Raw genomic sequence first — 26,401 nt, 5'->3', positions numbered from 1 at the left:
ATGAGTACCTCCATCTATTATTTTCTTTTGAAAAATAACCAAGTGCTTATTGCCCTTTAATGGCGAAAAGCACATTCCTTATTGTTGAATAAGCCAATTATGAAATTTAGTTAATTCCAATATAACCAAAAAGAATTTCTTGCACTTGATCATTCCAATACCAAAACTCTATAAATTTATTTTTATCAACGAAAACAGTAATTTCTACGCCTTGCTCACTTCGTTTAATATCCCTTTATTTTCCACCAAAGTGTTAAAGCTCCTTCTAAATATTCTGTAAAATAGATATTGAATGATTAATATTAACGATACAGCATGGTTAAATTTTCTAATTACAACAATTTCCTTCTTCAATTAAATGGCCCTTTAAAGATCACGAGTGCTGATCCTTATTACAGAATCGGGCCAGATTGTTGTAGATTGGTCTTCTGTGTCCAATACTTTTATTTGGGAAAGTTAATTTGAATGATTTTGTATACTTTATAACGTTTTAATGAACTTAGACAGAAGTGCTTATTCAATAGTAGCTCACAAATGCGAAGAGCCAAGATAGTTGCACTGCTGTTTTTAAGCAATAAATCGTCTCTTTAACTGAGCGATACTAAATCTATATTCCTTACCACTCAAATCGTCATACACCAGATTTCGCTTCATACATATACAGCTCATCCCCTTCCAAAAATAGCAACTTACTCTCACGGTTATTCACTAATTGCGGTTCGAAAGGCTTACCATCCGTCCTCATCAGCTCGATTTTACGGACAGTCTTATATTCATTACCTTCACGATGTAACTCAAAGAGTGTACGTTCTCCTCTGCCTCGGTATGCAACGATCGTCTCCCCGTTCACCGCAAACGCCTGAAAATAAATATCTTCGGGTGAATAATACGATGTGAGACCTTCTTTCCGTACGCCAATATTCGAATCTAGGCTAAAGAAAAACCAAATTCCTCCATCTGCTACACCATTCAACGCCAAACACTCAAAAATAAAATATTCCTTATCTTCTTCAAGCGAATCCAATTTAGCACCCGAGGCGTCCCAGCCAACTAGCCCGCTGCGGCCAACTGGATCCTTCCAGCCGTAATTGCCGAAAACTCCTTCATCAAAGTACCCTGTCCAAATCTCTTGATTCTTTGTTACGTACACATGCCCAATACCATCCCCTAAACAAAATGATCGGATGAAACGCCCATTTTCATCATAGACACGTGCGTTTTCTTCAATGTTTTGCGCATCATGGTAATACGACCGTGCGCATACAAGCAGAAATTGTCCGTCATCAATCGGCTGTATGTAATGATAATTCCATGTCTCGTTCGGCAAATCTAGTACTTTCTTTTGTCCATCTTTTAGATGAATGACTTGATATCTATAGCTTTGTTCCGTAACGGTTTCAGGGAAACAACCATCGATTAGTGGAATTTGCTCTTCCTTCAGTAGGACAAATACATCGTTTTCATGTCCAAGTGCAATCGAAAGAGGCATCATTTGTTTCAACTCTTCGTTCAGATTAGCTATTGGATTCATAAGTATTTTGAGTATTGATTTCATTTTCTTTCAGCAACCTTTCCTCGATAGTTTGCATACGCAAAAAGAATTGAAGTAATAATGATTTTATTTCTTTTTCATTAAAACATTAATTAACTCTAACAAGAAAATTTTACCACTATTTAAAATACACCGAAATCGTCGTTAAGTAACATTTCTTAATAGATTGTTACTCAACAATCTGGCCCTTTAATGAAAAAAGCACTTTCCTTATTCAAGGAAAGCGCCCGTTTATTGAATACTGTTTTCCATTTAATTAATACTTTGGACACATAGTAATCCAAAGGGTTTAAACGGTGCAACCTTTTTGCGAACAGTATAACTTTATTCAAAACGGTACATCTTTTTTACAAGCGGTACGACTTTATTTTAGGCTGTTTTCTCAAAGATTGTTGCTCCTATAAAGAATAGGATACAACACAACAGAAAACCAGAGTTAATCTACAAAATAGGTACTTGTAAAGTAAACTCTGGCTTTTATTATTTGTAAATCCTAGAAAGAATATTTATTTCGAATGTCGTTGCATCAAGTTCTAGCTCTACTTTACTGTCCACGACTCCCAGTTCCTCGCAACTAATAGATAGCTTATTTTCTGACCAACCATTAAATTTAATCATATCCATTTGTATCGGAATATCTAAGAGTTTTCTATCGTTAATAGACTCCCTTATTATCTCGATATGGTAATAATCAGCAATGATAAAATCTCCAAAGGGTGTTACTGTTAAATCTTTATATGTGTTTGTTGGTTCATAATCAGTCATTTCACCACTTACACAATCAATTTGAAATAGATAATCAAAAGTAGCAACTAGAATCTTATTATGCTTACTAGATAATGCAACCGCTTGATGTGCCCCTTCAAATTGACCACACCATTCATTATAATTCTCATCTTCAAATTTGATCCAAGTGCAATCTTGAGAGTTCCACGAATTTGAAATACCATAAATCCTCTCTTTGAACTGTCCTGAATATGGCTGTTCTATTATTTCTGCTTTGGTTATCAATCCGTTCACCTTCCAAAGTATGTATGTGTTATCCTTATTCATTTTACTGTCCTCTATTGCAAAAGCAACAATCTTTGAGAAAACAGCTTTATTTTAAAACCATATAATGAACTAAGATATATTTAATTTGTTAGTTATTTTGATATTATCTCTACCTTTTCTAATCCGCGTTGAGGGGGATTAGAATCTAATTGGAGTCCACTCCAAAATACAATTACGTGGGCTCCTACTTCTAATTCTTCATACTTACCAATTTCAAAACTATAATATGCTCCTCCCTTTTCCTGTGCAAGCTTTATTAATTCATCCAGCTTCTTATTAGAAATTTCTTCATCAAGAGTATTTGGTACAACCAATATTTGATTTCTCCCATCTGGATGCTCCTTTATATCTACAATAATTCCGTCTTGTTGTTCCAAATTTGTTTCTTCTTGTCCACAACCAACTACTAGGAAACTCAATGCTATAAATAAAGCTAGTAATTTTTTCAATAATAATTCCCTCCCTATTGAATTAGTCTTTATGTAATAGTTTGTTTACGACTTATGTTAAACAAATTTAGTATATAAATAAAGTTTACCAAGCGCCGTTTGGTTACATATCTTAAAAAAACGTTATTCAATAATATGGCCCGATTGTGGAATAAGAAGAAATCCTTGATAATCAAAGTTTAAAAATGAACAATCTTAAAAATCTCATTAAAGTTACCATTTAATAAGTGCTAATAAAATAAAAAGACGAAACCTTTTTGGGTTCCGTCTTGAACAATCATAATGTGTAACATTATATTGTGTTATTGTTAAAATAATTATAGATAATAAAATTAGTGCACGAGGTAAGTTTTTTTATCATTAATTAAAAAACAGCTTCCATAAATTTTTTTACATTCTTTTTTTAAACGTGTTACTGCATCTGACAAATGATCGACAGAAGTAAATTGTTGATATTCATTTGTAATAACAGCTATAGATAATGATGTACATGTAAAACGCTCTAATTTCCCCACTCTATTCAAAACTTGTAATTGCACCAAATCTTCTAGCTCATAAAAATCAATTATTTGGGCATCAAACTCTTCAATAATCGTTTGGCAAATGCTTGCTACTTCATAATGTGGGAGAATTGCCACAAAATCATCGCCACCTATATGTCCTAAAAAATCTTCTATGCCAGTAATGTTTCTATTGAGGATATCTGTTAAATAGAGCAAAATCTTATCTCCTCTATTAAAACCATAGGTGTCGTTATATGTTTTGAAATGATCTAAATCAAAATAAATAAGGCTATATTTTTCAAGTTGTAATGCCTTTTCAAGTTTTTCTTCTATTAATTTATTGCCAGGTAAGCTTGTCAGAGGATTTAAAAAGCTTGCAATCGCTACTTGTGTCTCTACGAGCTTTAACAGCAGTTCTCTAATACTAACCACACCCAAATATAGACCTTTTTTAATGACAATGACATCATCATATAGGTCCTCTGCTCGTCGGTCCATTGCCTCCGTACTGACCTCAATAATAGGTGTATTACTCTCTACAATTAGAGGATTGTCTTTCATGATGAGTTGATTTTGCCGACCCATAAATAAATTATAACCGTAACGTGTACCAATTTTTTGATAGAAATGTGTGCGTGTAATATGTCCAATTGGTTTTCCATCTCTTACAACAACAACACTGCGCAATGATGGGTTGCTCGTAAAAAGTAAATCTACTTCTTTATTTTTTACAAATTCATCAATACTAAGAACGTTTTCTATGACTTCCCCTATCTGCATAGTCATCCACCCTTATTTCCCCAAAATGTATGTCTTTTGATGGCTTCCCTATCGCATATCCTTGTGCATAATGGATGCCAATTTCTTGTAAATAATTGAGCTCCTCTTGCCGTTCAATGCCTTCTGCAATAATTTTCGTTTCTGCTTGCTCAGCGTATGTCATAAGTAAAGTAACAAGCTGCTGCTGTTCACTGTTTTTATCGATAAATTGAATTAATGAGCGATCCAATTTAATAAATTCGGGCTTTAAATAGATAAGTGTTTTCAAGCTATTGTAGCCAGATCCCATATCATCCACCGCAATACGATAGCCCTGTGATCGATAATGTGATAATACTCTTTCAAACTCCACAAAATCTAACACTGCACTACGCTCAGTTAACTCAAATACTACTTGCTGCGGCTTAATGCCTAGCTCTTTTAACAGTTGTAATGTCTCACCACTATTATATTTTTTATCTAGTAATACGTTCGGATGGATATTAAGAAAGAGCATATAATCTTTATTCAATAATTCTCCATGGAGACGCTCTTTGAAACGTTGCAATGAAAGGTTACGACAAAAGCATTCAAATAAAAACACGCAGTCTGTTTGCCCTACAAATTCATAAAATTGATCGACACTACTAAACAAATCGGAAGGTGTCGGTCGATTCAAAGCCTCAAAACCCATTGTTTCTTTTGTTTGTAAGTTCATTATTGGTTGAAAAAAGGTATGTAAATCTTTAGTTTCGATAATTTTTTTCAATGTCTTTAACCGTTTTATATATAAAGTATTGTTTTGATGCTGTTCATATAAATGATTTAAATATAAAAAGAAACTGTTTGTTTTTACGTTTTGTCTCACAGCAGACTCCATTTCGCACCTCTTAAATTGGTTATTAGTACTATTGTAAGCTTTCTTTGTAAATGTGCTGTGAAGTCAGTGTAAAAAGAACAAAGTAATTTTGTCAGCCACATTTAAAACTACTGCGTACCTCCTAATTCGTAAAAATCTAATGCGCTTTCCGCGGGCACGCAGGAGTCTTCGTAGATTTTTACTTGGTTATCCAAATTGTTTGAGTGACTGGCACTTTCAAACTGTCAAAATTCAGAATTGTTTGGGTGACTGGCACTCTCGTTTTAATTGACAAATATTTTTGATAATTTATGATTATAATAGTGGTATTTTTCTTTCTTTTCTGAAAATTTAGTTTACTAGTAGATGATTTATTTTTTCTTTGGTCTTTATAGGACAACCTATTGAGATAAATTACTTTTCAAGGGAGGATCATGTTAATGAGTTTGTCTATTCAACAATTATTGGAGAACAAAGGAATTACAGCAAAATCTGAACACCTTGAACTACTCAAAACACGGTGGGAAAGTATGCAATCACTTCGCAGCAATTTAGAAGGCATTGCAATTGATGATGCGGATATTGCTATTCGCAATATACCTGGAGGTGACCACATTGAAAACTGATTTACATTTGAAATCTGTAGAAGAATTGGCGCCATTAATCGAAAACAAAACACTTTCTCCTGTCGAATTGACGAAAGAAATTTTGACCTTTGCTGAAGAAAGCCAACCAAAAATTAATTCTTACATGGCCTTTTATAAAGAAGAGGCTATAGAAAATGCCAAATTGGCAGAGCAAGAAATTTTAAATGGCCATTACCGAGGAATGTACCACGGAATTCCAATGGCACTAAAAGATAATTTATACTTTAAAGATAAAATAACGACGATGTCTTCAAAGATTCATAAAGATTTTGTCTCAAATTATGATGCGACTGTTGTTGAAAAGCTTCGGGAAGCAGGTGTGATTTTCACAGGGAAATTAAGTATGCATGAATACGCATGGGGCATTACAAATAATAATCCTCATTATGGACCTGTACGTAACCCATGGGATCTTGATAAAATTCCTGGCGGCTCAAGTGGTGGTTCAGGAGCAGCAGTAGCAGCCGGTGCTAGTGTAGCCTCATTGGGAACAGATACAGCAGGCTCTATCCGCATTCCTTCTTCAGCTTGTGGTATTGTTGGCTTAAAACCTACACATGGGCGTGTAAGTAAATATGGATGTTATCCGCTTGCTTGGAGTTTAGATCATATTGGTCCTATGACAAAAACGGTAAAAGACGCAGCAGTTATGCTTGAGATTATTTCAGGCTTCGATCATAGAGACCCTACATGTGTAGATGTACAAGTAGATAATTATGTAAATCAGCTTTCTGGCAATGTCAAAGATTTAGTCATTGGTGTGAATGAGGATTATTTCTTTAACCGCGTTGACTCAGATGTTGAACGTGCGGTTCGTGCGAGTATTCAAAATCTAGTAGATCAAGGGGCAAAGGTCGAAGTTGTTAAAATCCCATCCTTGCAATATGCAGAGTGGGCAGAGCTTGTAACGTCTCTTTCGGAGGCGTCTGCTATCCATCACTCCGATTTACAAAAGAGACCACAGGATTTCGGTGATGATATTCGTCTGTTATTTGAACTAGGTGAATTACCGTCGGCAGTTGATTATTTACAAGCTCAACAAGTACGTAGACAAATTAAACAAGAGTTTACACAAATATTTAATCAAGTAGATGTTTTAATTTCACCGACATTACCGATTGTTGCAAATACGATTGGTGATGACTTTGCAGACCTGAATGGGGAAAAAGTCGACTTAATCGACAACATTATTCGTTTCACAGGTCCAAGTAACTTAACTGGTTTACCTGCCCTTTCTGTTCCATGTGGATTTAAAGGCAATTTACCAATTGGCTTACAAATTATTGGACCAGCATTTAAAGAAGGTCGTATTTTAAATGTAGGCTATGCGATTGAACAAACAAATCCATTAAAAAATAGAAAGCCTAATCTTTTTGCTAACATTTAAACATATATAGCCGTCCATTCGTGGGCGGTTATTTTTTTCATTGCAAATAAAAGTCAACAACTATATTCATTTATCCTAAAATGATGGTACGATACTTAATAATAAATTACTGGAAAGGTTGCTAGATTCCCTAATGAACGTAAAAAACTTTTTGCAATTGCCTATTACAAAGGATTTTACAGTAGTTGCAGGTAGCAACGGTTTACATAAACCTGTCCAAAATGTTGAAATTCTAGATTTTGAATTTTCGCCTGATATAGAAACGGTTCGCGAAACGATATTCACCCCAAATAGTGTAATTCTCAGCAGTTTATTATTTGCAAAACAACAACCCGAGTATCTTTTAAATGCTGTGAAAAGCCTTATTCAGTTAAAAGCTAGTGCCTTAGCCTATAAGCCTGTTATTTATAATGATTTACCCGAGGAGGTAATCGCTTTAGCAAATGCACACCATTTCCCTATATTACGCTTTGGGGGAGATGAATTTTTCGAAAAAATCATTTTAGAAACGATGGCATACGCAAAGACACAAGATTATACATTCTTTTTAGAAACGATTATGAAACGTCTTATTAATGAAGAAGTTTCTGATGAACAAATTACATCTTTTTTACAGCAATTGAACAAGCCGTTTGAAAAATATCTATTCGTAGCCAATCTACAAATGCAGTCATTAACAAATCCCCAGTGGATGCAACCATTTTTACAATTAGAGCCACTATTAAAATCAGGAGTTATTTGTAAATATAAAAATAGCATCTTCATTTTAGTGACAAATCAATCAGAGCAGTTTCAATTTGAGAAATTTCTTAATGAATGGCTCACATTATATGATATTTCAACAGACAAGCTGATTGTTGGTTATAGCCAAGTACATGCCACACAAACTGAATTTCACCTTGCTGTGCGTGAAGCTTACTTCGCTCGTATTATGGCTGAAATTGAACTGACCCCTACTTGTCACTACAAGCATCTTGGATCAGATATTCTACTTTTAGAATTACATCGAAAAGATCCACAGTTCGCTAGAAACTATGTAAATGGCTACCTTGGACCATTACTTGATGAAAAAGCAGATGCAGATTTAATCAACACGGCCATCACGTATATCTCCAAAAAGGGTAACATTAAAGAAGTAGCGGTAGCCCACTTTTGCCATCCAAATACGATACGCTATCGCATGACAAAAATACGCCAATTAGTAGCACCGTTAGATAATGATTATGTATTTTATGAACGTTTATCAGCAGCCGTTAAATTGTACTTATTACATAGCAAAATAGCAGATTAAAGATTAGCTTTGGAATAAGTACAAAAAAACGCCTGAAATTTTAGAATCAAAGTCAAATTATTTCCTTTCTTCTCATGCTATTCTTAATGAAGCAAGGAGGAAGAAAGATGAAACAATACATAGCTGATGGCATGCTACTGACAACTGCTATCGTTTGGGGCAGTGGATTTGTTATAACAGCCATTGCACTAGAATATTTAACTGCTTATCAAGTGATGGCAGGAAGATTTTTATTAGCATCAATTATACTAACTGCCATTTTTGGATACAAATTAAAAAAAGCAACAAAATCAGTTATTTGGAAAGGCGTTGTACTAGGAACGATATTATATATTGCTTTTGCACTTCAAACTGTTGGTTTACAATATACGACTCCCTCTAAAAATGCATTTTTAACTGCTGTCAATGTAATTGTCGTTCCGCTTATTGCCTATGCTGTCTATAAACGTCGTATCGATGGCTACGAAATCATCGGCTCTATCGTAGCGCTTATCGGAATTGGCTGTTTATCATTACAAGGTTCCTTCACGATGAATTTAGGCGATGCACTTTCTCTAGCTTGTGCCGTTGCCTTTGCTTTTGACATTTTTTGTACAAACCTTTTTGTACAGAAAGAAGATGCAATCGCTCTAACAATTATTCAATTTATTACAGCATCTGTTATAGGTATTTTGGTCGTCGTAAGTCGAGGTGATATTCCCGCTTCCCTTGAAAAAGAAGCTATCTATTCACTCATTTATTTAGGTATTTTTTCAACTACTATTGCTTATCTTTTTCAAAACGTGGCCAATCAATATACCTCTGCAACAAAAGCAGCCATTATCCTGTCTACAGAGTCCTTTTTCGGTATGGTGTTATCGGTAATATTTTTACATGAAGTACTAACAAGCCGAATGGTAATAGGGGCAGTATTAATTTTACTAGCTATTTTAATTGCTGAAGTGAAGCCCGCCTATCCAAAAAAACGAATAATGAATAGCTGACCATAAAGCTCCCCCATAAATAGTTTCAGTTGATACTGAAGCTATTTTTTTATTTTGAATAGCTGGTTATCATACTTGTAGTAATACCGACTACTAATACTGTAATAATCGAAAGGATTAATGTATTTGAAGACAAAAGAAGCCCTCCTAATACAATAACGATTGAATCAATAAAAAAAATAAGTACCCCTACATTTATACCTGTTTTATCACATAAAAATTGCGCTACAAGATCTGTCCCACCAGTGCTTGTCTGGAATCGAAGCATTAAACCGATACCAAAACCAACTAAAACTCCTCCTAATATCGCACTATAAATGGCATCGATTTGAATCAAATTTCTTAAAGGCTTCAAAAGGTCAATGATAAAAGACGAGGCAATTAACCCATGCACACTATTGTAAAAATAAGCTCTGTATTTAAACCAAGCGATGATAAATATCGGAATGCTTAATAATATAATCATTAGCCCAATTTTTAGTTTATATAAATAGTACAAAATGAGCGCTACCCCTACTACGCCCCCATCTAATATTTGATAGGGTGTTAAAAATAGGTTAATGCCTAAAGAAATACAAATACTACCTATTATGATGACCAAGCCCTTCTTCAGAAAAAACATACAACCCCCCTCACAAACAAAGCATGTCTTATAGTATGAAAAAATTGAATTGAACATGTTTTAGACTTTACTCTATGTGAAAATACTTTTTTTTTCACATGCAGTTCCGAATGACTTGTAGTTGTACTACAATGGGTATTCAGCATGTACTTATGTAGACAGTTGCGAGAACTGTTGTAGAGCGTGCTGCCTGCCGCTTCGAACGCTAAAAACAGCAACGGGATGACTGGCTTGTCATATGCTATACGGAAAAGCTACATTGTCTAAACGTAAAAAGAGACACTATCCAAAATAGCAGGATACCGCCTCTTTCTTGTCATGGACTATTAACATTACCGTTGATTACGAACGAACAAGCTCAGAAATTTTTGCATTAAATTGCTGTTGAAGTTTTCGTGTCCATTCCCCTGGCTTTCCTGTACCGAATACATAATCGTCAATCTCAATAACAGGTGTAATTTCAGATGTTGTAGATGTAATAATGACTTCAGTCATTGCAGTTAACTGCTCTAAAGTAAACGCTTGTTCTTTTACTGGCAGACCAATTTCTTTAGCACACGCTAGTAAGACACTGCGAGTAATACCATTTAAAATCATATTATCCACTTGGTGTGTATATAGTACACCGTCTAAAATACCATGAACATTTGAAGAAGCCCCCTCTGTCACCACTCCATTGCGATGCAAAATAGCCTCATAACAGCCTTTTTCATATGCCTCTTGTTTTGCTAATACAGGGCCAAGTAAGTTCAATGTTTTAATATCGCAACGTAACCAACGAATATCTTCTAAAATCGTTGCCTTTACCCCGTTTTCGAAATTTGCTAGCGGACGAGGATTTTCTTTAACATTCGCTACTAATACAGGCGTCATATTTTCAGGAAAATGATGCTGGCGTGAACCACTCCCTCGTGTAATTTGAAGATAAATATGACCTGTGCCTATATTATTTTTTTGCACAAGCTCACGTAATAACATAAATAATTTATCTTTTTTATAAGGAATCATTAGCTTAATTTTTTCTGCACTTGTGTAAAAACGTTCAAGATGTTCATTTAATGTAAACACGATACCATCATAAACTTTAATTACTTCATATACGCCGTCACCAAATTGGTAACCACGATCCTCGCGGTCAATAATAACTTCCTTATCTAATACAATTCGATCGTTCCATAAACTATAACCCATTTGTGTCTCTCCATTTCTTACAATCGTTATTTTAATTGTCTAACCTTTCGCCTCTTTTGGATACTGGGGCGTTTTTTCCTACTAAAACAGTAATAACAACAATTACCGCTATCATAAGAGTGAACCAAGTAATGGTTTCATCTAGAAATACAGTGGCAACTAATATCATTAAAAACGGCTGTAAATATTGGATTTGACTTACCCTTGCTATCCCGCCTATCGCCATTCCACTATACCAAGCGACATATGCAAGAAACTGACTAACTATTGCGAGATACATAAAGCTAAACCAAGCTTGTAATGGTGCATGAAGCATGTCAGCTGAAAAATTAAGTACAACTGGAACGATAAAAAATGGAGCACCCATCATTATTGCCCATGCAATCACTTGCCAGCTTCCCAACTCTTTCGCCAATAGGCCTCCTTCTGCGTAACTAAGTCCGAGTATAATAACTGCTGCCAGTAAAGCAAAGTCGGCAAATTGTAATTGTCCGAGTCCGAGATAAATGGCATATCCAATAACAGCTAATGAGCCAATTACACTCGATATCCAAAATTTTAAAGATGGCTTTTCACCTGCTCTAAACATAGCAAATCCCGCTGTAGCTAAAGGTAATAAAGCTAATTCCACAGCCCCATGGGATACGGGCAAGGAGCCCATTGCCCAAGATGTAAGTAGTGGAAAAGCAAAAACGACGCCTATAGCAACAATCAGAAGACTTTTAAATTGGCGAAGAGTAGGAAGTTGTTGCTTTTTTAAAATAAAAACAACAGCAACTACAATAGCGGCAACAACAGTCCTTCCTAGCCCTACGACAGTCGCTCCAAAATAAGCTACAGCAATACTTGTAAAAGGAAGTGTTAAGCTAAAGCAAATTACACCTACTAATCCTAAGAGCAAACCGAGCTTCCCTCTATTCTCTCCTTGCATGCAGCCACTCCCCTTTCTTCATCTGTACCAGCTTCTGGTATAATCAAATATTAATAGGTACACATATAAGAAATAAACAGCTTTTTTATCCATCTGTCATGGTACAGATAAGGGGGGGGATGGAACGATGGGTTCAAAATATATGCAAATCATTGAGGAAGTGAAAGGGCAATTGGCAATAGGAAAACTCTACGCAGGCTGTAAGCTTCCTTCGGTTAGACATTTATCTGAGCAATTTTCTTGTAGTAAAAATACGGTTATTAGGGCTTATGCAGAATTAGAACAACAGCATGTGATTTATGCAATTCCTAAAAGTGGTTACTATGTAGTCAATGAATTTCAATCCAATGAGCATGCACAAAAATTTATTGATTTCTATTCTGCTGGTCCTGATATTAATGCACTACCCTACGTTGACTTTCAACATTGCATGAATCAAGCTATCGAACATTATAAAGAAGAACTGTTTACATACTCAGATCAGCAAGGTCTGTATTCATTACGCGTTCAACTAGCGACCTATTTGCAAAGTTTACAGGTATTCACCAAACCAGAAAGATTAGTTGTCGTTTCAGGCTCACAGCAAGCGCTAAATTTATTTGTTACGATGCCCTTTCCAAATGGCAGAAGCAACATTCTAATCGAACAACCTAGCTATTTTGGGATAATTGAATCCATTGATTTACATCAAGTTACTGCTTTCGGTATTGACTTAACGATGGAAGGCATCGACCTCGAACGTTTGGAGTATATTTTTCGCAATCATGACATAAAGTTCTTTTATGTTATACCAAGATTTCATAATCCACTTGGTCACTGTTATACAAATAGCGAGAAGAAAAAAATTGTGGAATTAGCAGAAAAATACGATGTATATATCGTAGAAGATGATTTTTTAGGCGATCTAGATCCAAACATGAAGGCAGACCCTATGTTTTCTTTTGCTCCGTCAGGAAGGGTAATTTATATTAAGAGCTTCTCAAAGGTATTCCTTCCTGGCTTAAGAATTGCAACGGTCGTGCTGCCTGAACGAATGGTTAACAGTTTTTTACGCTATAAATTTAGTTCAGATTTTAATAGCCCTGCCTTATCTCAAGGTGCATTAGAAATCTATTTAAAAAATGGGATGTTTCAGAGTCATCTCAAAAAAATTAAAGAACTATATCGTAATAAAATGCAAATGCTGCAAGAAGCATGTGATTTATTACTTCCTGCTAATACTTATTTTTCGAAGCCGACTTCAGGTTTTTATTTATCTATCTTTTTACCGGAAAATGTGACTGCCAAACAAATCGTTCATATGTTACAAGAGCAACAAATCTATGTGGATGATGCCTCTAGAATGTTTTTACCCGAATTTAAAAAGGACAATATTTTACGATTATGTATTTCTCAAGTGCATGAAAGCCAAATAAAACTCGGTATTGAACGATTGGCTCATTGCATCGATTTAATTAACAGTAGGAAGCATCGCCAAGCACCAAAAACCTTGTTACATCAAAACGTATAACAAACTACCCTCCCTGTTTTTTATATACAGGGAGGGCAAGATTTAATTTGTCCATGCCGTTTCAAGGTGCACATACATGAGTTTTTTTGCTTTTAAATTTTCTCGTTATTTTTTTGACATGAAAGCCTCTATTTTTCAGATTCGAACTGCATCTTCTTTCTGCATCGGCTCACTTCAAACAACTCATCGCTTATTTTATCAATCAATATTTAAGGCAACAGCTCACAAAGAATCTACTAAAATACAAGGATAAGAAAAATGCTTAGTATTCGAAATTTTGAATAAAAAAAATAAACTATTGAAATATGTAGGTATTGGTTATATACTACAAGCGATAGTGATAATCATTATCAATTATTTTCTTAATAGGAGTGTAATTCTAACATGAATTCAAAGCGATTTTATTCATTATTTGCAATGTTATTAATAGCAGTTTTTTCTTTTGCTTTAGCTGGATGTGCTGATAAAGAGTCTGCGTCTACAGATTCAAAAGATTCTACAGAAAAATCAGATTCAGAGACTTCTGATTCACAGTATCCGATCGTCATTAAACATGCATTCGGGGAAACTGTGATTGAAAAAAAACCTGAGCGTGTTGCAACGATTGCATGGGCAAACCATGATGTCGCATTAGCGCTTGATGTTGTACCAGTGGGCTTTTCGGCTGCAAACTATGGCGTACAAGATGATAGTGGCATGCTACCATGGACAGCTGATAAGTTAAAAGAATTAGGAGAAACAAATCCAAATATATACCAAGATACTGATGGCTTAGATTTTGAGGCAATTTCTGACTCAAATCCAGATGTAATTTTAGCTGCTTATTCAGGAATTACACAAGAAGACTACGATACATTAAGTCAAATTGCACCCGTTGTGGCATACCCAGAAATTCCTTGGGTAATTTCATGGCGTGACCAAATTCTATACAATGCAAAAGGTATGGGTATGGAAAAAGAAGGTAAACAATTAATTGCTGATACAGAAAAGTTAATTGCTACAAAGGCAAGTGAAAAACCAGAATTAAAAGGTAAAAAAGCTGCATTTGCTATGTTCAATGCAACAGACCTTTCTAAGTTTTATATTTATACAGAAGCAGATCCTCGTGGGGAGTTTTTAGAGGAATTAGGTATGGAATATCCACAAAGTATTCAAGATCAAATTACCGATAAATCTAGCTTCTATATTGAATTAAGTGCTGAAAATGCAGATGCTTTAAAGGATGCTGAAATTTTTATCACTTATGGTGACGATAAAACATTAGCTGCTTTACAAGCTGATCCAATTTTAGGAAAAGTGCCAGCAATCCAAAACGGGTCAGTAGTAGTAATCACTGATAATACACCATTAGCAGCAGCAGGTAACCCAAACCCTCTATCAATTCAATATACAATTGACGAGTATTTATCATTAATCTCTGATGTTGCGAAAAAGCTGAAATAATATGAATACATCCGTTTCAGAAAATAAGCATGTATTGATGCCACGTAACTTTGGTAAGCTTATCATTTTGCTTTCAATATTACTTTGCCTTAGTGTAATTGCATCGCTTGTATTTGGTTCTCGGATGATTACTTGGACGCAACTTCTGGATGGTTTATTCCATTCAGAAGTTGCTTCTCATGAAGCAAATGTTGTTCGACAAAGAATTGTTCGAACGATTTTTTGCTTTATGTGTGGTGCTGCTTTAGGTGTTTCAGGAGCCTTAATGCAGTCTGTAACGCGTAATCCTATTGCGGATCCAAGTATATTAGGCGTAAATACAGGGGCATCTTTATTCGTGGTATGTGGGATTGCCTTTTTCAATATTAGTTCTGCACATCAATATATTTGGCTGGCAATAGTGGGTGCAATGATTACCGCTATTTTTGTATTTACGGTTGGTTCCCTTGGTAGTGGAGGAGCGACACCAATCAAGCTCGTCTTAGCAGGTGCTGCTACAAGTGCCATATTATCATCGCTCGTAGTGGCTGTTATGATTCCACGTACAAATGTTATGGATCAATTTAGATTTTGGCAAGTTGGCAGTGTAGGTTCAGGCAGTTGGGATAATATCACCTTGTTTATTCCGTTTTTAATAATTGGTCTTGGTATAGCTATCTTCTCTGCACCTGCATTAAATGCGCTAGCACTAGGAGATGAAGTGGCGACTGGCTTAGGTGTAAAAACTGGGACAATCCGCCTTTTCGCTTCATTTGGTGGCGTTTTATTATGCGGTGTAGCAACGGCGTTAGCAGGACCAATCGGGTTTATCGGATTGTTGGCGACTCATTTAATTCGATTAATTATCGGTCCTGACGTACGTTATGTTATTCCGCTTTCTGCACTAGCTGGGGCAATTATTTTAACGATTGCTGATGTATGCGGAAGACTATTAGGGAGTCCGAGTGAGCTTGAAGTAGGTATTGTTACGGCCTTCATTGGAGCTCCCCTATTAATTTTAATTACAATGAAAGCGAAAATGCGTGCATTATGATGAATGATACAGTAATTTCCATTTATAACTCTAGAATGAAACGAAAACGTCGTTTCCTACTGATGACGTGTTTGCTAACAGTTATTTCTCTTATACTTATGGGTTTGATGCTTATGCTTGGCAATACAATTTATCCATTAAAGGATGTTGTAGCCGTTCTATTAGGTGAGGATGTCAAAGGTGCATCCTTTGCTGTAGGAACAATTAGATTACCACGAATGATCGTCGGACTATTTGCAGGCTTTGCATTTGGTGCTGGCGGATACGTTTTCCAAACGATGTTACGAAATCCTTTGGCTAATCCTAACGTCATTGGGATTACAGCTGGATCTAGTGCTGCTGCTGTCTTTTGCATTATCGTCCTGCATGCAAGCAATGCATTCGTATCCATTGCATCTGTCATTGGCGGACTTTTAACAGCTATCATTATTTTTCTATTGTCGAAAAGTAGCTCGTTCTCAATTGGTCGTTTAATTTTAATTGGTATCGGTATTCAAGCGATGTTAAATGCTTTTATTTCTTACTTAATGGTCATTGGTAATACGCATGACATCCCTTCAGCTATGCGTTGGTTAAGCGGCAGTTTAAATGGTGCAAAAATGGAGAACCTTTATCCGTTAATCATCACGGTTTGTATTTGTACACCGATTGTTATTTATTTTGCTAGTAGATTAGAAATATTAGAGCTAGGTGAACAAGCTGCAACATCACTTGGTGTTGATACGAACAAAACGAGATTAGTGCTTTTACTTAGCTCGGTTTTAATGATTGCGCTGGCTACAGCAGCTGCTGGTCCGATTGCATTTGTTGCATTTCTAGCAGGTCCAATTGCCAAGAAAATTGTTGGTGTAGGCTTTTCGAGTATCGTTCCTGCTGGCTTGGTTGGGGTTATTTTAGTATTAGCCGCAGATTTAATAGGTCAGTTCGCATTTGATACCAGATATCCTGTTGGCGTCATTACAGGGATTATCGGTGCACCTTATTTAATTTATTTATTAATTCGTATCAATCGAAAAGGAGATTTATAATATGAAGCCAACACATACATTTCGAGCGGAACAAATTACTGCTGGTTACGAAAATAAAACAATTTTACAAGACGTGAGTGTAACGATTCCTAGCAATAAAATTAGTATTTTTATTGGTGCAAACGGTTGTGGGAAATCTACGCTATTAAAAACGATGGCACGATTAATTAAACCGACTTCAGGGCAAGTGACGTTAGATGGGCAACCGATTCAAAAAATGCCTCCGAAGAAGCTTGCTAAAGTACTAGGTTTATTACCACAATCACCTATCGTTCCAGAGGGAATTACTGTTGCGGATTTAGTTGGCAGAGGTAGATTTCCTCATCATAGTTTTTTAAAAGGGTGGTCAAAAAAAGATTATGAGGCTGTAGCAGAAGCAATGGAAATGATGAACATTACGGAATTTGCTGACCGTCATATTGATGAATTATCAGGTGGTCAAAGACAGCGTGTATGGATTGCCATGGCATTAGCGCAGCAAACGGATATTTTATTTTTAGATGAGCCTACTACGTATTTAGACATTACGTACCAAGTAGAAATTTTAGATTTACTGACAGATTTAAATCGTAAGTATGGCACGACGATTGTCATGGTGCTACACGATATTAACTTATCAGCACGTTATGCAGATTATATTTTCGCCCTACATGAAGGGATGCTAGTAGCAGAAGGTACCCCATCTGACATTATTACAAATGCCTTAATTAAAGATATATTCGCACTAGACTGTATGGTTATCGAAGATCCTGTATCAAATTCGCCTTCAGTCGTGCCAATTGGACGACACCACAACCAAATGGATAAAATAGCTCTTTAAACAAGGCCAAGCTTACTGAACAGCAATTATACTAATTGCAATCAGTGAATTGAGCGGCTGTATACGCCATCAATTCTTCAAGACAAGGGAAATTGAACGGGAATAAGACTCCTGTTCAATTTCCCTTGTCTTGTCTCTAAAGACTTAAAAGGAAATTCACGCTAAAAGTACATAAAATGCTTTTCTTAAACCCTAATTAAACATGGTATTATAGTTTATAATTGGAATTATAAATAATTATTAACTTTTATCAAGGAGGGAAATGTTGAAATTTAAAATAGGGAACTTATTTATTTTATGTATATTACTATTGATGCTTACTTCCTGCATACAAACTGAAAAAGGTGGAAATATTCCCGAGAAAGAGCAAAAAATAGATTACAAAGAGTTTGTCTTTGCATTTGAACACCCTCAGACCAAACAAAAGTACAAAATCATTCATGTTAATCAACTGTTTGCTCCGTATATTGAAAAGGTCAAAGATAATCCGAATCTTTCATCCTCAGAAACCTTGGAACTATATAATAAAGAAATCATTCAACCCATCTACAAGGATTGCTTTGAAAATGGGGAATACTTTCATATGGCAGAAACCATTCTTAATACGGCTCCTACTGGATTAACAGATTTACAAGTGATAAGTGATAAGATGGACACTCGTAAAATCGAAATCAATCAAATCATTCAAGAATCTCTATTAAAATCCGCAGACCTACTACCCTCTCAAAGTGATGTAGCAGTTTGCGTATTCCCTTACTCCAGTTCTTATTTGACGCCGATCACAGTTGGTGCAGGGAAAATTATCCTCCCCTATCCAAGTGAAATGAATGATAGTATAAAATTAACTGTTGCCCATGAATACCATCACAGCGTTTGGGCAGAAAAATATTTCAGGAAGGATGACTGGGCTTCTATTTTGGATAATGTAGTCTTTGAAGGAAAAGCTGAGATGTTTAAAAAGTCCGTTTACCCAGATTACGGTTATACATCAGCGACTTTGACTTACGACAAGAAATTATGGTCTAAAGTTGAACCTGATTTAAATAAATATGATGTTAATCGCACATTAGAAATTTTATATGGCGGAAAAGGGTTACCATATGCTTACGGTTACAGTGAAGGCTACAAGATGGTGAAATCCTATCTTGATTTGAATCCTGATAAAACCCCAGAAGATTGGACAGCATTAAGTGCCCAAGAAATATTTGAAAAAGGGAAATACCTGGAACACTACAAATAACTTCGAGTATACGAGTTTAATGGGCTCCATTTTTGAAGAGTAAACGATGATAACTTACTAAAGTGCATTAAATACAACAAATAAATTATGTAAACAGCAAGCAAAAACGCTCAGATTGTAACACTGAGCATTTTTAGTTTTAACCTTCAAATTCAGATTAATGTCTAAAAGAATTTGGTTGCTTTGTGCCTTTAATGTACATAGTTTTTACTGAATTTCCCTTACCCTAAAAGTTGAATTATTGAACAGCCTATACTCATTTAACATAAAAAATGCCACCTTCTCAATCTAAGTTACTAGATAAAGAAGGTGGCATTGTGTTGTCCATTTTCCATGGACGTTTATTTAACTATTACCCATGCATCGGGTCATTTTTATGCTTTGGCCCAATCATGTTGAATAAGATGTTTAAGATAATCGCTGTTACAGAACCACATACGATACCGTTAGACGTTAAAATGGCTACGCCTGCTGGAAGTGATGCGAAAATATCAGGTACTACTGATACACCGACACCAAGACCGACAGCAATCGCTGCAATCATCGCGTTTTCCGCAGATTCATTCATCACAGGTACTAGCATGCCCATACCTTGTGTAATAACCATACCGAACATCGCCAACATGGCCGCACCAAGTACTGGTGTTGGAATAATTGTTGTGAGTGCTGCGATTTTTGGTAAGAAGCCAAGTGCTACAAGGAAGGCACCTGTTAGGTAAATGACTTTGCGATCTTTTACACCTGACATACGCGTAAGTCCCACGTTTTGCGAGAATGTTGTGTACGGGAAGGCATTGAAAATACCGCCGATAACAGAAGCAAGTCCTTCTGAACGATAACCACGTGCTAAATCTTTTGAATCTAGTTTTTTATTGCAAATATCGCTAAGTGCAAAATAAACACCTGAAGATTCTACTAAAGAAACCATTGCTACAAGCGTCATTGTTAGAATCGCTGTTGCATCAAATGTTGGCATTCCAAAATAGAATGGTTGCACCATGTGGAATACACCAGCATCTGAAACGGGCGTGAAATCCACTTTACCCATAAATCCACCTAACACCGTCCCTACAACTAATCCAATTAAAATTGAAATTGCACGAGCAAAGCCTGTTGTAAAGCGATAAACGACTAAAATAATGACTAGTGTAATAAAAGCTAAAGCAACATTGGAACCAGATGCGAAATCTGCTGCACCTTGACCACCTGCCATATTATTTAATGCAACTGGTAATAAAGAAATACCAATAATTGATACGACAGAACCTGTTACAACTGGCGGGAAAAATTTCACAAGCTTACCGAAGAAGCCTGCGATAACCATTACAATTAAACCTGATGCAATGATAGAACCATAAATATCTGTAATGCCTTGTTCAGGGTTTGTCCCAATTGCAATAATTGGACTAACCGCTGTAAAAGTACAGCCTAGAACTACTGGTAAACCGATACCGATAAATTTGCCTGAATACACTTGAAGTAATGTTGCGATACCACACATCATTATGTCAATTGCTACTAAATAAGTCATTTGCTTTGAATCAAAACCTAAAGCCCCACCGATAATAAGCGGTACTAAAATAGCGCCTGCATACATGGCAAGTAAATGTTGAATAGCTAGCGTAGTTGACTTAAAGGCATTCATTATGCACGATCCTCCGTGGCAAACGTTACTTTACCGTCTTCTAAAGAATCCACAATTGCTAATGATTCTACACGAATACCTTGCTCACGTAATAATTTACCGCCATCTTGGAAGCCTTTCTCAATAACAATGCCGACACCAATGACATTTGCGCCTGCTTGTGCTGCAATATCAAGTAAGCCTTTTACCGCTTCACCATTTGCTAAGAAATCGTCAACGATTAAAATATTGTCATCTTTATTTAAGAAATTACAAGATACTGAAATTTCATTTGTTTCGTTTTTTGTGAAAGAATGTACTTTTGAAGAATACAGATTGTCTGATAATGTTAAAGATTTACGTTTACGTGCAAATACAACTGGTGCCCCGATTTCAAGCCCTAGAAATACAGATGGCGCAATACCTGAAGACTCAATTGTTAATACTTTCGTAATAATGTCATCAGAGAAGCGATTTGCAAATTCATGTCCAATCTCTTTCATAAGTAGTGGATCGATTTGGTGGTTTAAAAAAGTGTCAACTTTTAATACAGAAGAAGATAATACTTTACCTTCCTGCTTAATTTTGTCGTGTAATAACTTCATTGCTATTTTTCCTTCTTTCTTAAAGTAATAAAAAGAGCGCTAAATACTTTGATTCCATTCATCTACGAGTGGAGCAAGGCATTCAGCGCATAAACGTCGAAATAAATAGAAAACATCATCTCAAGTATGATTTTTCTAAAACAATGCTACCCATAGTCGATTCATTTACGGTAAATCGGTAGAAACTTACGAGCCATATTCTCGCTATTATATGAGTGGATAGTATTAAGCTGTATGAACTTCCTTATTATAAATATCCATTTTTATAATTTCAATATGAATATGCATAATAAGCTGGTGCAGCACTTCATTCGGCAGATGCTAATATCTGCTACTGAAAAAAGTTTGAATTTTCGGAATTTAATGGTATTTACGCATTTTTTTTGCGTAAACGTTCGTGTTTTCAATCAATGCTCTGATTATATCAGACTATTTTAGACCTTGCTAGTCATTATTTCGATAAATGGAAAGGTACAGTCATAATGACGACATTTTTGTGAAATAACAGCGATGTTCGAATTAATAGACTCGATTGATTGTGTAGCATATGCTGCCAACCTTTCTTCGGTAAAAACTGTGGAATAACCACTGTTACTTGGTAGTCAGTTTTCGCATATTGGTGTTCCACCTTATCGATAAATTTTTTCAAAGGCTGCGTGATGCTACGATATGGCGAATAGTAAGTGACAAGTCGCACATCTGGCTGCCACGCCTTCCATTTGTCCTCAAAGGCTTTTGCATCTGCTTGATCGAATGCTACATAAAAGGCAATTATTTTATCAACATTTAAAGATTGTGCATAATGCAGTGAATTTTCCACCACTTTTGTAATTCCCGCAACAGGTACGACAAAGACATTTCCCTCTACTTTCGGTAATGCTTCACCATTAAGTCGTAGTTGTTCCCCCACTGCGTTGTAATGATGCTTAATGCGATGAAACATCCAAATAATAAGCGGTAAAAAGATAAATACCGGCCATACTTGGGGTAGCTTTGTGACAAAAAACATCATTGCTACTACAAAGGAAATAACTGCCCCTATTGTATTGATAACAAATTTCATTCCCCAGCCATTAGGTTTTTCACGCCACCATTTTCGCATCATGCCAGATTGCGCTAATGTAAATGGTATAAATACACCTACAGCATAGAGTGGAATTAACTGCTCTGTTGTACCATCAAACAAAATAATGAGCACAATAGCAGCTAGCCCGAGCATCATAATCCCATTGGAATAGCCAAGTCGATCTCCACGAATTTGAAATATTCTTGGAATAAAGCCGTCTTTCGATAAATTGACTGCCAGTAACGGAAAGGCAGAATAGCCTGTATTCGCAGCGAGCACTAAAATCATCGCTGTTGTTCCTTGCACAATATAATAAAATCCATTACGTCCAACACTCGCTTCAGCAATTTGAGAGACGACTGTTGCTTGGGCATTCGGAGCGACTCCGTAGAAATAAGCTAGACTGACAATGCCAATAAACAGTACTGCTAAAATACTCCCCATCGCTAATAGCGTTTTTGCTGCATTAACGGGGGCAGGACTTTTGAAATTTGGAATGGCATTCGATATTGCCTCTACACCTGTTAATGCTGAGCTTCCTGAGGCGAATGCCTTTAGTAATAAAAACAAACTAATGCCCGCAACAGGCGTCCCAATTTTAGGATGTAAATCTGCTGGCACTTGCCCCGTTGCTACATTATAGATCCCCATGCCGATAAGCAATAACATGACAACGACAAATAAATAAACTGGATACGCTAAAATAGAAGCTGATTCAGTAACCCCTCGTAAATTTAATATCGTTAAACAAATAACAAAAAACACAGCAATTGGAACGTTATAGGCATGCAAACTTGGGAATGCTGAAGTAATAGCATCTGTCCCTGCTGAAACACTAACTGCCACAGTTAAAATATAATCAACGAGTAATGAACCACCCGCTACAAGTCCTGCATTCACACCTAAATTTTCGCGGGACACGACATATGCCCCACCACCGTGTGGATAAGCGAAAATAACTTGTCGATACGATAAAGTGAGTGCCACAAGCAGCACCACTACCCCTGCTGCTATCGGTAACGAATACCAAAAGGCAACCGTACTGACAGTCATCAGGACAATTAAAATTTGCTCTGGACCGTATGCCACTGATGATAAAGCATCAGATGATAATATGGCCAAAGCCTTTGTTTTACTTAGCTTTTGTTCCCCCAATGCATCGGATTTCAATGGTTTACCGATAACATAACGTTTGAATGAATTTTTCATCCTTTACACCTTCTAGATTCATAGAATGTGTTTCGCATTTCTAAATCGATTACACCTTCGCATAATCGGTCTCTTTCTATCTACTGGGGCTTTTTTGTATAGAATGCCATCAAAAAAAACGTCTACAAGTCATCACTAAATACGACTTGTAGACGCTCTAACGTCTGACAAGCTCCAACTTTTCTGCTCTTAACGCTTACGAGGTTAGCTGTCGGATTCGGGCCTGAGTAGCCCTACTCTTCAAAAAGAGATTCACCCCAAGAATTGTTTGCACAATCCATCAAAATTGGGTCCCCCGCGTTTAATTGCTTCAGCGATTTAGAAATTTGAAACTTTTATAATGATGTCATATTACGCCTGTAAATAAAAAAAGTAAAGAAGATATTGCCCGCTTTTCGTAAATTTTTTTATATCCACATGGACAAGCTTATATCAGTGGTTTATCGGCGTTTCGGCGTGGTTTATCGGCGTTTCGGCGTGGTTTATCGGCGATTTTCACTGTTTTACGGGCGATTTCGCTGGCCTTATCGGCGATTTTCAAAATTTACAAAAAAAATAATGAGCAAACTTCTTCACATTTTTAAGTTCTAGCTATAGAATAGTAGTATTATTATTTTCCTATAGGAAACTTTATTTCATTTACGATACTTTTTGAAACGAGGGAACAAGATGGCCTATAAACAGATGACAAAACCAGCAGCAGAAGCTGTTTTAGATGGAGACATAAAAGGCTGGCGGCGTATTTTACCCTTTCTCGGTCCAGCATTTATTGCAGCGGTTGCCTATATAGATCCCGGCAACTTTGCCACAAATATTACGGCTGGCTCGCAGTATGGTTATTTACTACTTTGGGTTATTGCCTTTTCAAATTTAATGGCTGTGCTAATTCAGTCTTTATCAGCAAAACTCGGTATAGCTACCGGAAAAAACTTACCAGAAGTAGCAAGGGAGAATTTTTCTAAAAAAACTTCTATATTTTTATGGATACAGGCTGAACTTGTAATTATTGCTACCGACCTAGCTGAATTTATCGGTGCGGCCCTCGGTCTATACTTATTATTTGATATTCCGATGCTACCTGCCGCACTTATTACAGCAATTGGTTCATTTGCAATTTTAGAGCTACAGCGCAGAGGCTTTAGAGCATTTGAAGCAGGTATTTCAGGAATGGTACTAATTGTTGTGTTAGCATTTGCGTTCCAGACATTTTTAGCTCAACCAAATTGGGGTGATGTGACAATAGGCATGCTGACACCACAATTTGACGGTGTCGATTCACTGTTACTTGCAACAGGTATTTTAGGGGCAACTGTTATGCCCCACGCAATCTATTTGCACTCTTCTTTAACACAAAGTCGTGTCGTTGGTCGCAACGATAATGAAAAACGACGTATTTTCCGCTTTGAGTTTATCGATATTGTGATTGCAATGATTATTGCTGGTGCGATTAACATGAGTATGCTAATCATTGCAGCAGCAGTGTTCCATACGCAAGGCCTAGTAGTTGAAGATTTAGATATCGCCTATAACGGATTACGAGAGGCTCTTGGACCGATGGCGGCAGTATCTTTCGGACTTGGATTACTCATTGCAGGGCTTGCAAGCTCTTCTGTTGGTACATTAGCAGGCGACGTTGTTATGCAAGGCTTCATTCAACGAAAAATTCCTCTATATTTACGTAGAGCAATTACAATGATTCCACCTTTGGCTATTATTGCAGCGGGGGTCAATGCAACTTATGCGCTTGTTTTAAGTCAAGTAATCCTGTCATTCGGTATTGCTTTTGCGCTTATCCCGCTTGTGATGTTTACAAGTAAAAAGGACATTATGGGTAGCCTAGTCAATCACCGTATCACAACTATACTTGGGTGGTTTGTCGTTGTAATAGTAGTTACGTTAAATATCTACTTATTATGGGAAACGCTATTTGCTTAGGTTGCTGGGACATTAAGCTAGCGGAGCAGAGGTTAGGGTGGGTGACTGGCACTCATACAATTTCCTTGCTAGCCCTGTATTTTATAATTTAGACTCCTGCGGGAACAGCACGTAGCGTAAGCCGCAACAAACCGCGCGTTAGCGGGAGTAGCGCCTTACGTCGTGCCCGTGGTAAGCGAATTGGATTTTTACGATTGAGGGGCCGATAGTATGCTGCGTATTTATGCTGAGTGCCAGGCACTAAAACAATTACACTCTCCGTAGCGAACATCCACGGCATAGCAAAAAGTGATAGATTGACGGCAGTCAATCTATCACTTTTTCTCTTTGTCTTAGACTCTCGCTTTTAAGAAAGTGCCTTTAACCCTACGACACCAATGATGATACAGCATACACTTGCTAAGCGGCCTTTACTTTTTGACTCACCAAAAAACATCATATTGATTAAGACCGCCCCTGCCGTACCAATGCCTATCCATACCGCATAAGCCGTACTCGTTTGTAAAAATTCAAATGATTTATATAAAAAGGTAAGTGACGCAGCAAATCCCCCTACATAGAGCACCATGCTTATAAATCCCTTTTTTGTACTATATTTTTTCAGTCCTATAACAGATACAAGCTCACTCGATGCAGCTAAAAAAACAAAAAGCCATCCCAT

General features: G+C 36.6%; 23 protein-coding genes and 2 riboswitches. Of the genes, 11 read left to right on the top strand and 12 right to left on the bottom strand.

Annotated elements, in window-relative coordinates; genetic code table 11:
• Positions 1-631: 631 nt before the first annotated feature.
• From ACIQ1H_RS13980 to ACIQ1H_RS13960, 5 genes are all read right to left on the bottom strand, one after another.
• Positions 632-1,555 carry a hypothetical protein gene (locus ACIQ1H_RS13980; RefSeq protein WP_402889556.1) on the bottom strand — a complete coding sequence of 308 codons (924 nt, stop codon included), beginning with the start codon at positions 1,553-1,555 and terminating at the stop codon, positions 632-634.
• A 477-nt stretch (positions 1,556-2,032) separates the two neighbouring features.
• Positions 2,033-2,605, bottom strand: a complete 573-nt coding sequence (locus ACIQ1H_RS13975) for a hypothetical protein (protein WP_402889555.1) — start codon at positions 2,603-2,605, stop codon at positions 2,033-2,035.
• Between the two features lie 92 nt (positions 2,606-2,697).
• A complete protein-coding gene (locus tag ACIQ1H_RS13970) occupies positions 2,698-3,054 on the bottom strand; it encodes a DUF3221 domain-containing protein (protein ID WP_402889554.1) in 357 nt (118 codons plus the stop codon).
• Positions 3,055-3,386: 332 nt separating this feature from the next.
• The gene (locus ACIQ1H_RS13965) at positions 3,387-4,337 is read right to left on the bottom strand and encodes a GGDEF domain-containing protein (protein ID WP_402889553.1); all 951 of its coding nucleotides are present in this window, start codon (positions 4,335-4,337) and stop codon (positions 3,387-3,389) included.
• Positions 4,303-5,196 carry an EAL domain-containing protein gene (locus tag ACIQ1H_RS13960; protein WP_402889551.1) on the bottom strand — a complete coding sequence of 298 codons (894 nt, stop codon included), beginning with the start codon at positions 5,194-5,196 and terminating at the stop codon, positions 4,303-4,305. Before ACIQ1H_RS13960 ends, ACIQ1H_RS13965 begins: the two co-directional genes overlap by 35 nt.
• A 419-nt stretch (positions 5,197-5,615) precedes the next feature.
• Here ACIQ1H_RS13960 and ACIQ1H_RS13955 point away from each other — a divergent pair, with 419 nt between their 5' ends.
• The 4 genes from ACIQ1H_RS13955 to ACIQ1H_RS13940 all read left to right on the top strand — a co-directional run bounded on the left by ACIQ1H_RS13955 (position 5,616) and on the right by ACIQ1H_RS13940 (position 9,483).
• Positions 5,616-5,801 carry a hypothetical protein gene (locus tag ACIQ1H_RS13955; protein WP_139860532.1) on the top strand — a complete coding sequence of 62 codons (186 nt, stop codon included), beginning with the start codon at positions 5,616-5,618 and terminating at the stop codon, positions 5,799-5,801.
• Positions 5,791-7,209: an amidase gene (locus tag ACIQ1H_RS13950; RefSeq protein WP_402889549.1), complete on the top strand. Its 1,419-nt coding sequence runs from the start codon at positions 5,791-5,793 to the stop codon at positions 7,207-7,209. The genes ACIQ1H_RS13955 and ACIQ1H_RS13950 overlap by 11 nt, the downstream gene beginning before the upstream one ends.
• A 133-nt stretch (positions 7,210-7,342) precedes the next feature.
• Positions 7,343-8,500 (top strand): PucR family transcriptional regulator ligand-binding domain-containing protein, encoded by a 1,158-nt coding sequence (locus ACIQ1H_RS13945; RefSeq protein WP_402889548.1) that lies wholly within the window; start codon positions 7,343-7,345, stop codon positions 8,498-8,500.
• 107 nt (positions 8,501-8,607) lie between these two features.
• Entirely contained in the window at positions 8,608-9,483 is an 876-nt protein-coding gene (locus ACIQ1H_RS13940; protein ID WP_402889547.1) for a DMT family transporter, read from the top strand.
• Between the two features lie 49 nt (positions 9,484-9,532).
• Here ACIQ1H_RS13940 and ACIQ1H_RS13935 read toward each other — a convergent pair whose 3' ends face one another.
• The 3 genes from ACIQ1H_RS13935 to ACIQ1H_RS13925 all read right to left on the bottom strand — a co-directional run bounded on the left by ACIQ1H_RS13935 (position 9,533) and on the right by ACIQ1H_RS13925 (position 12,227).
• A complete protein-coding gene (locus ACIQ1H_RS13935; RefSeq protein WP_402889545.1) occupies positions 9,533-10,105 on the bottom strand; it encodes a YitT family protein in 573 nt (190 codons plus the stop codon).
• A 342-nt stretch (positions 10,106-10,447) separates the two neighbouring features.
• Positions 10,448-11,296: a D-amino-acid transaminase gene (gene dat, locus ACIQ1H_RS13930; protein ID WP_402889544.1), complete on the bottom strand. Its 849-nt coding sequence runs from the start codon at positions 11,294-11,296 to the stop codon at positions 10,448-10,450.
• Between the two features lie 31 nt (positions 11,297-11,327).
• Positions 11,328-12,227: a DMT family transporter gene (locus tag ACIQ1H_RS13925; protein ID WP_402889543.1), complete on the bottom strand. Its 900-nt coding sequence runs from the start codon at positions 12,225-12,227 to the stop codon at positions 11,328-11,330.
• 127 nt (positions 12,228-12,354) lie between these two features.
• Here ACIQ1H_RS13925 and ACIQ1H_RS13920 point away from each other — a divergent pair, with 127 nt between their 5' ends.
• From ACIQ1H_RS13920 to ACIQ1H_RS13895, 6 genes are all read left to right on the top strand, one after another.
• Complete coding sequence (locus ACIQ1H_RS13920) at positions 12,355-13,737, top strand: aminotransferase-like domain-containing protein (RefSeq protein ID WP_402889541.1); 1,383 nt, start codon at positions 12,355-12,357, stop codon at positions 13,735-13,737.
• Between the two features lie 384 nt (positions 13,738-14,121).
• On the top strand, positions 14,122-15,180 hold the full coding sequence (locus ACIQ1H_RS13915) for an iron-siderophore ABC transporter substrate-binding protein (RefSeq protein ID WP_402889539.1): 1,059 nt from the start codon (positions 14,122-14,124) through the stop codon (positions 15,178-15,180).
• 37 nt (positions 15,181-15,217) lie between these two features.
• Complete coding sequence (locus ACIQ1H_RS13910) at positions 15,218-16,213, top strand: FecCD family ABC transporter permease (protein ID WP_370635733.1); 996 nt, start codon at positions 15,218-15,220, stop codon at positions 16,211-16,213.
• Positions 16,210-17,241, top strand: coding sequence for a FecCD family ABC transporter permease (locus tag ACIQ1H_RS13905; RefSeq protein WP_173478824.1), 1,032 nt, complete (start codon positions 16,210-16,212; stop codon positions 17,239-17,241). Before ACIQ1H_RS13910 ends, ACIQ1H_RS13905 begins: the two co-directional genes overlap by 4 nt.
• Position 17,242: 1 nt before the next feature.
• Positions 17,243-18,061, top strand: coding sequence for an ABC transporter ATP-binding protein (locus tag ACIQ1H_RS13900; protein WP_402889536.1), 819 nt, complete (start codon positions 17,243-17,245; stop codon positions 18,059-18,061).
• A 262-nt stretch (positions 18,062-18,323) separates the two neighbouring features.
• Positions 18,324-19,301 carry a DUF2268 domain-containing putative Zn-dependent protease gene (locus ACIQ1H_RS13895; protein ID WP_402889534.1) on the top strand — a complete coding sequence of 326 codons (978 nt, stop codon included), beginning with the start codon at positions 18,324-18,326 and terminating at the stop codon, positions 19,299-19,301.
• Positions 19,302-19,653: 352 nt separating this feature from the next.
• On the opposite strand, the gene ACIQ1H_RS13890 is transcribed toward ACIQ1H_RS13895, so the two are convergent.
• The 3 genes from ACIQ1H_RS13890 to ACIQ1H_RS13880 form a co-directional block, all read right to left on the bottom strand.
• Entirely contained in the window at positions 19,654-20,946 is a 1,293-nt protein-coding gene (locus ACIQ1H_RS13890; protein ID WP_402889532.1) for a nucleobase:cation symporter-2 family protein, read from the bottom strand.
• The gene (locus tag ACIQ1H_RS13885) at positions 20,946-21,530 is read right to left on the bottom strand and encodes a xanthine phosphoribosyltransferase (protein ID WP_173478827.1); all 585 of its coding nucleotides are present in this window, start codon (positions 21,528-21,530) and stop codon (positions 20,946-20,948) included. Before ACIQ1H_RS13885 ends, ACIQ1H_RS13890 begins: the two co-directional genes overlap by 1 nt.
• A 133-nt stretch (positions 21,531-21,663) precedes the next feature.
• A riboswitch (purine riboswitch) is annotated at positions 21,664-21,765 on the bottom strand.
• A 216-nt stretch (positions 21,766-21,981) separates the two neighbouring features.
• Positions 21,982-23,805: an APC family permease gene (locus ACIQ1H_RS13880; protein WP_402889530.1), complete on the bottom strand. Its 1,824-nt coding sequence runs from the start codon at positions 23,803-23,805 to the stop codon at positions 21,982-21,984.
• Positions 23,806-23,984: 179 nt separating this feature from the next.
• A riboswitch (cyclic di-AMP (ydaO/yuaA leader) is annotated at positions 23,985-24,131 on the bottom strand.
• A 343-nt stretch (positions 24,132-24,474) separates the two neighbouring features.
• Between ACIQ1H_RS13880 and ACIQ1H_RS13875 the strand changes: the two genes are divergently transcribed.
• On the top strand, positions 24,475-25,740 hold the full coding sequence (locus ACIQ1H_RS13875) for an Nramp family divalent metal transporter (RefSeq protein ID WP_139859692.1): 1,266 nt from the start codon (positions 24,475-24,477) through the stop codon (positions 25,738-25,740).
• A gap of 346 nt (positions 25,741-26,086) precedes the next feature.
• On the opposite strand, the gene ACIQ1H_RS13870 is transcribed toward ACIQ1H_RS13875, so the two are convergent.
• Positions 26,087-26,401: a DMT family transporter gene (locus ACIQ1H_RS13870; RefSeq protein ID WP_139859690.1), complete on the bottom strand. Its 315-nt coding sequence runs from the start codon at positions 26,399-26,401 to the stop codon at positions 26,087-26,089.

Origin of the sequence: Lysinibacillus sp. NPDC097279 (genome assembly GCF_044761745.1) — a bacterium.
Classification (GTDB): domain Bacteria; phylum Bacillota; class Bacilli; order Bacillales_A; family Planococcaceae; genus Lysinibacillus.
Note: the sequence above shows the minus strand (reverse complement) of the source record. Positions and strands in the feature narration are given on the sequence as shown.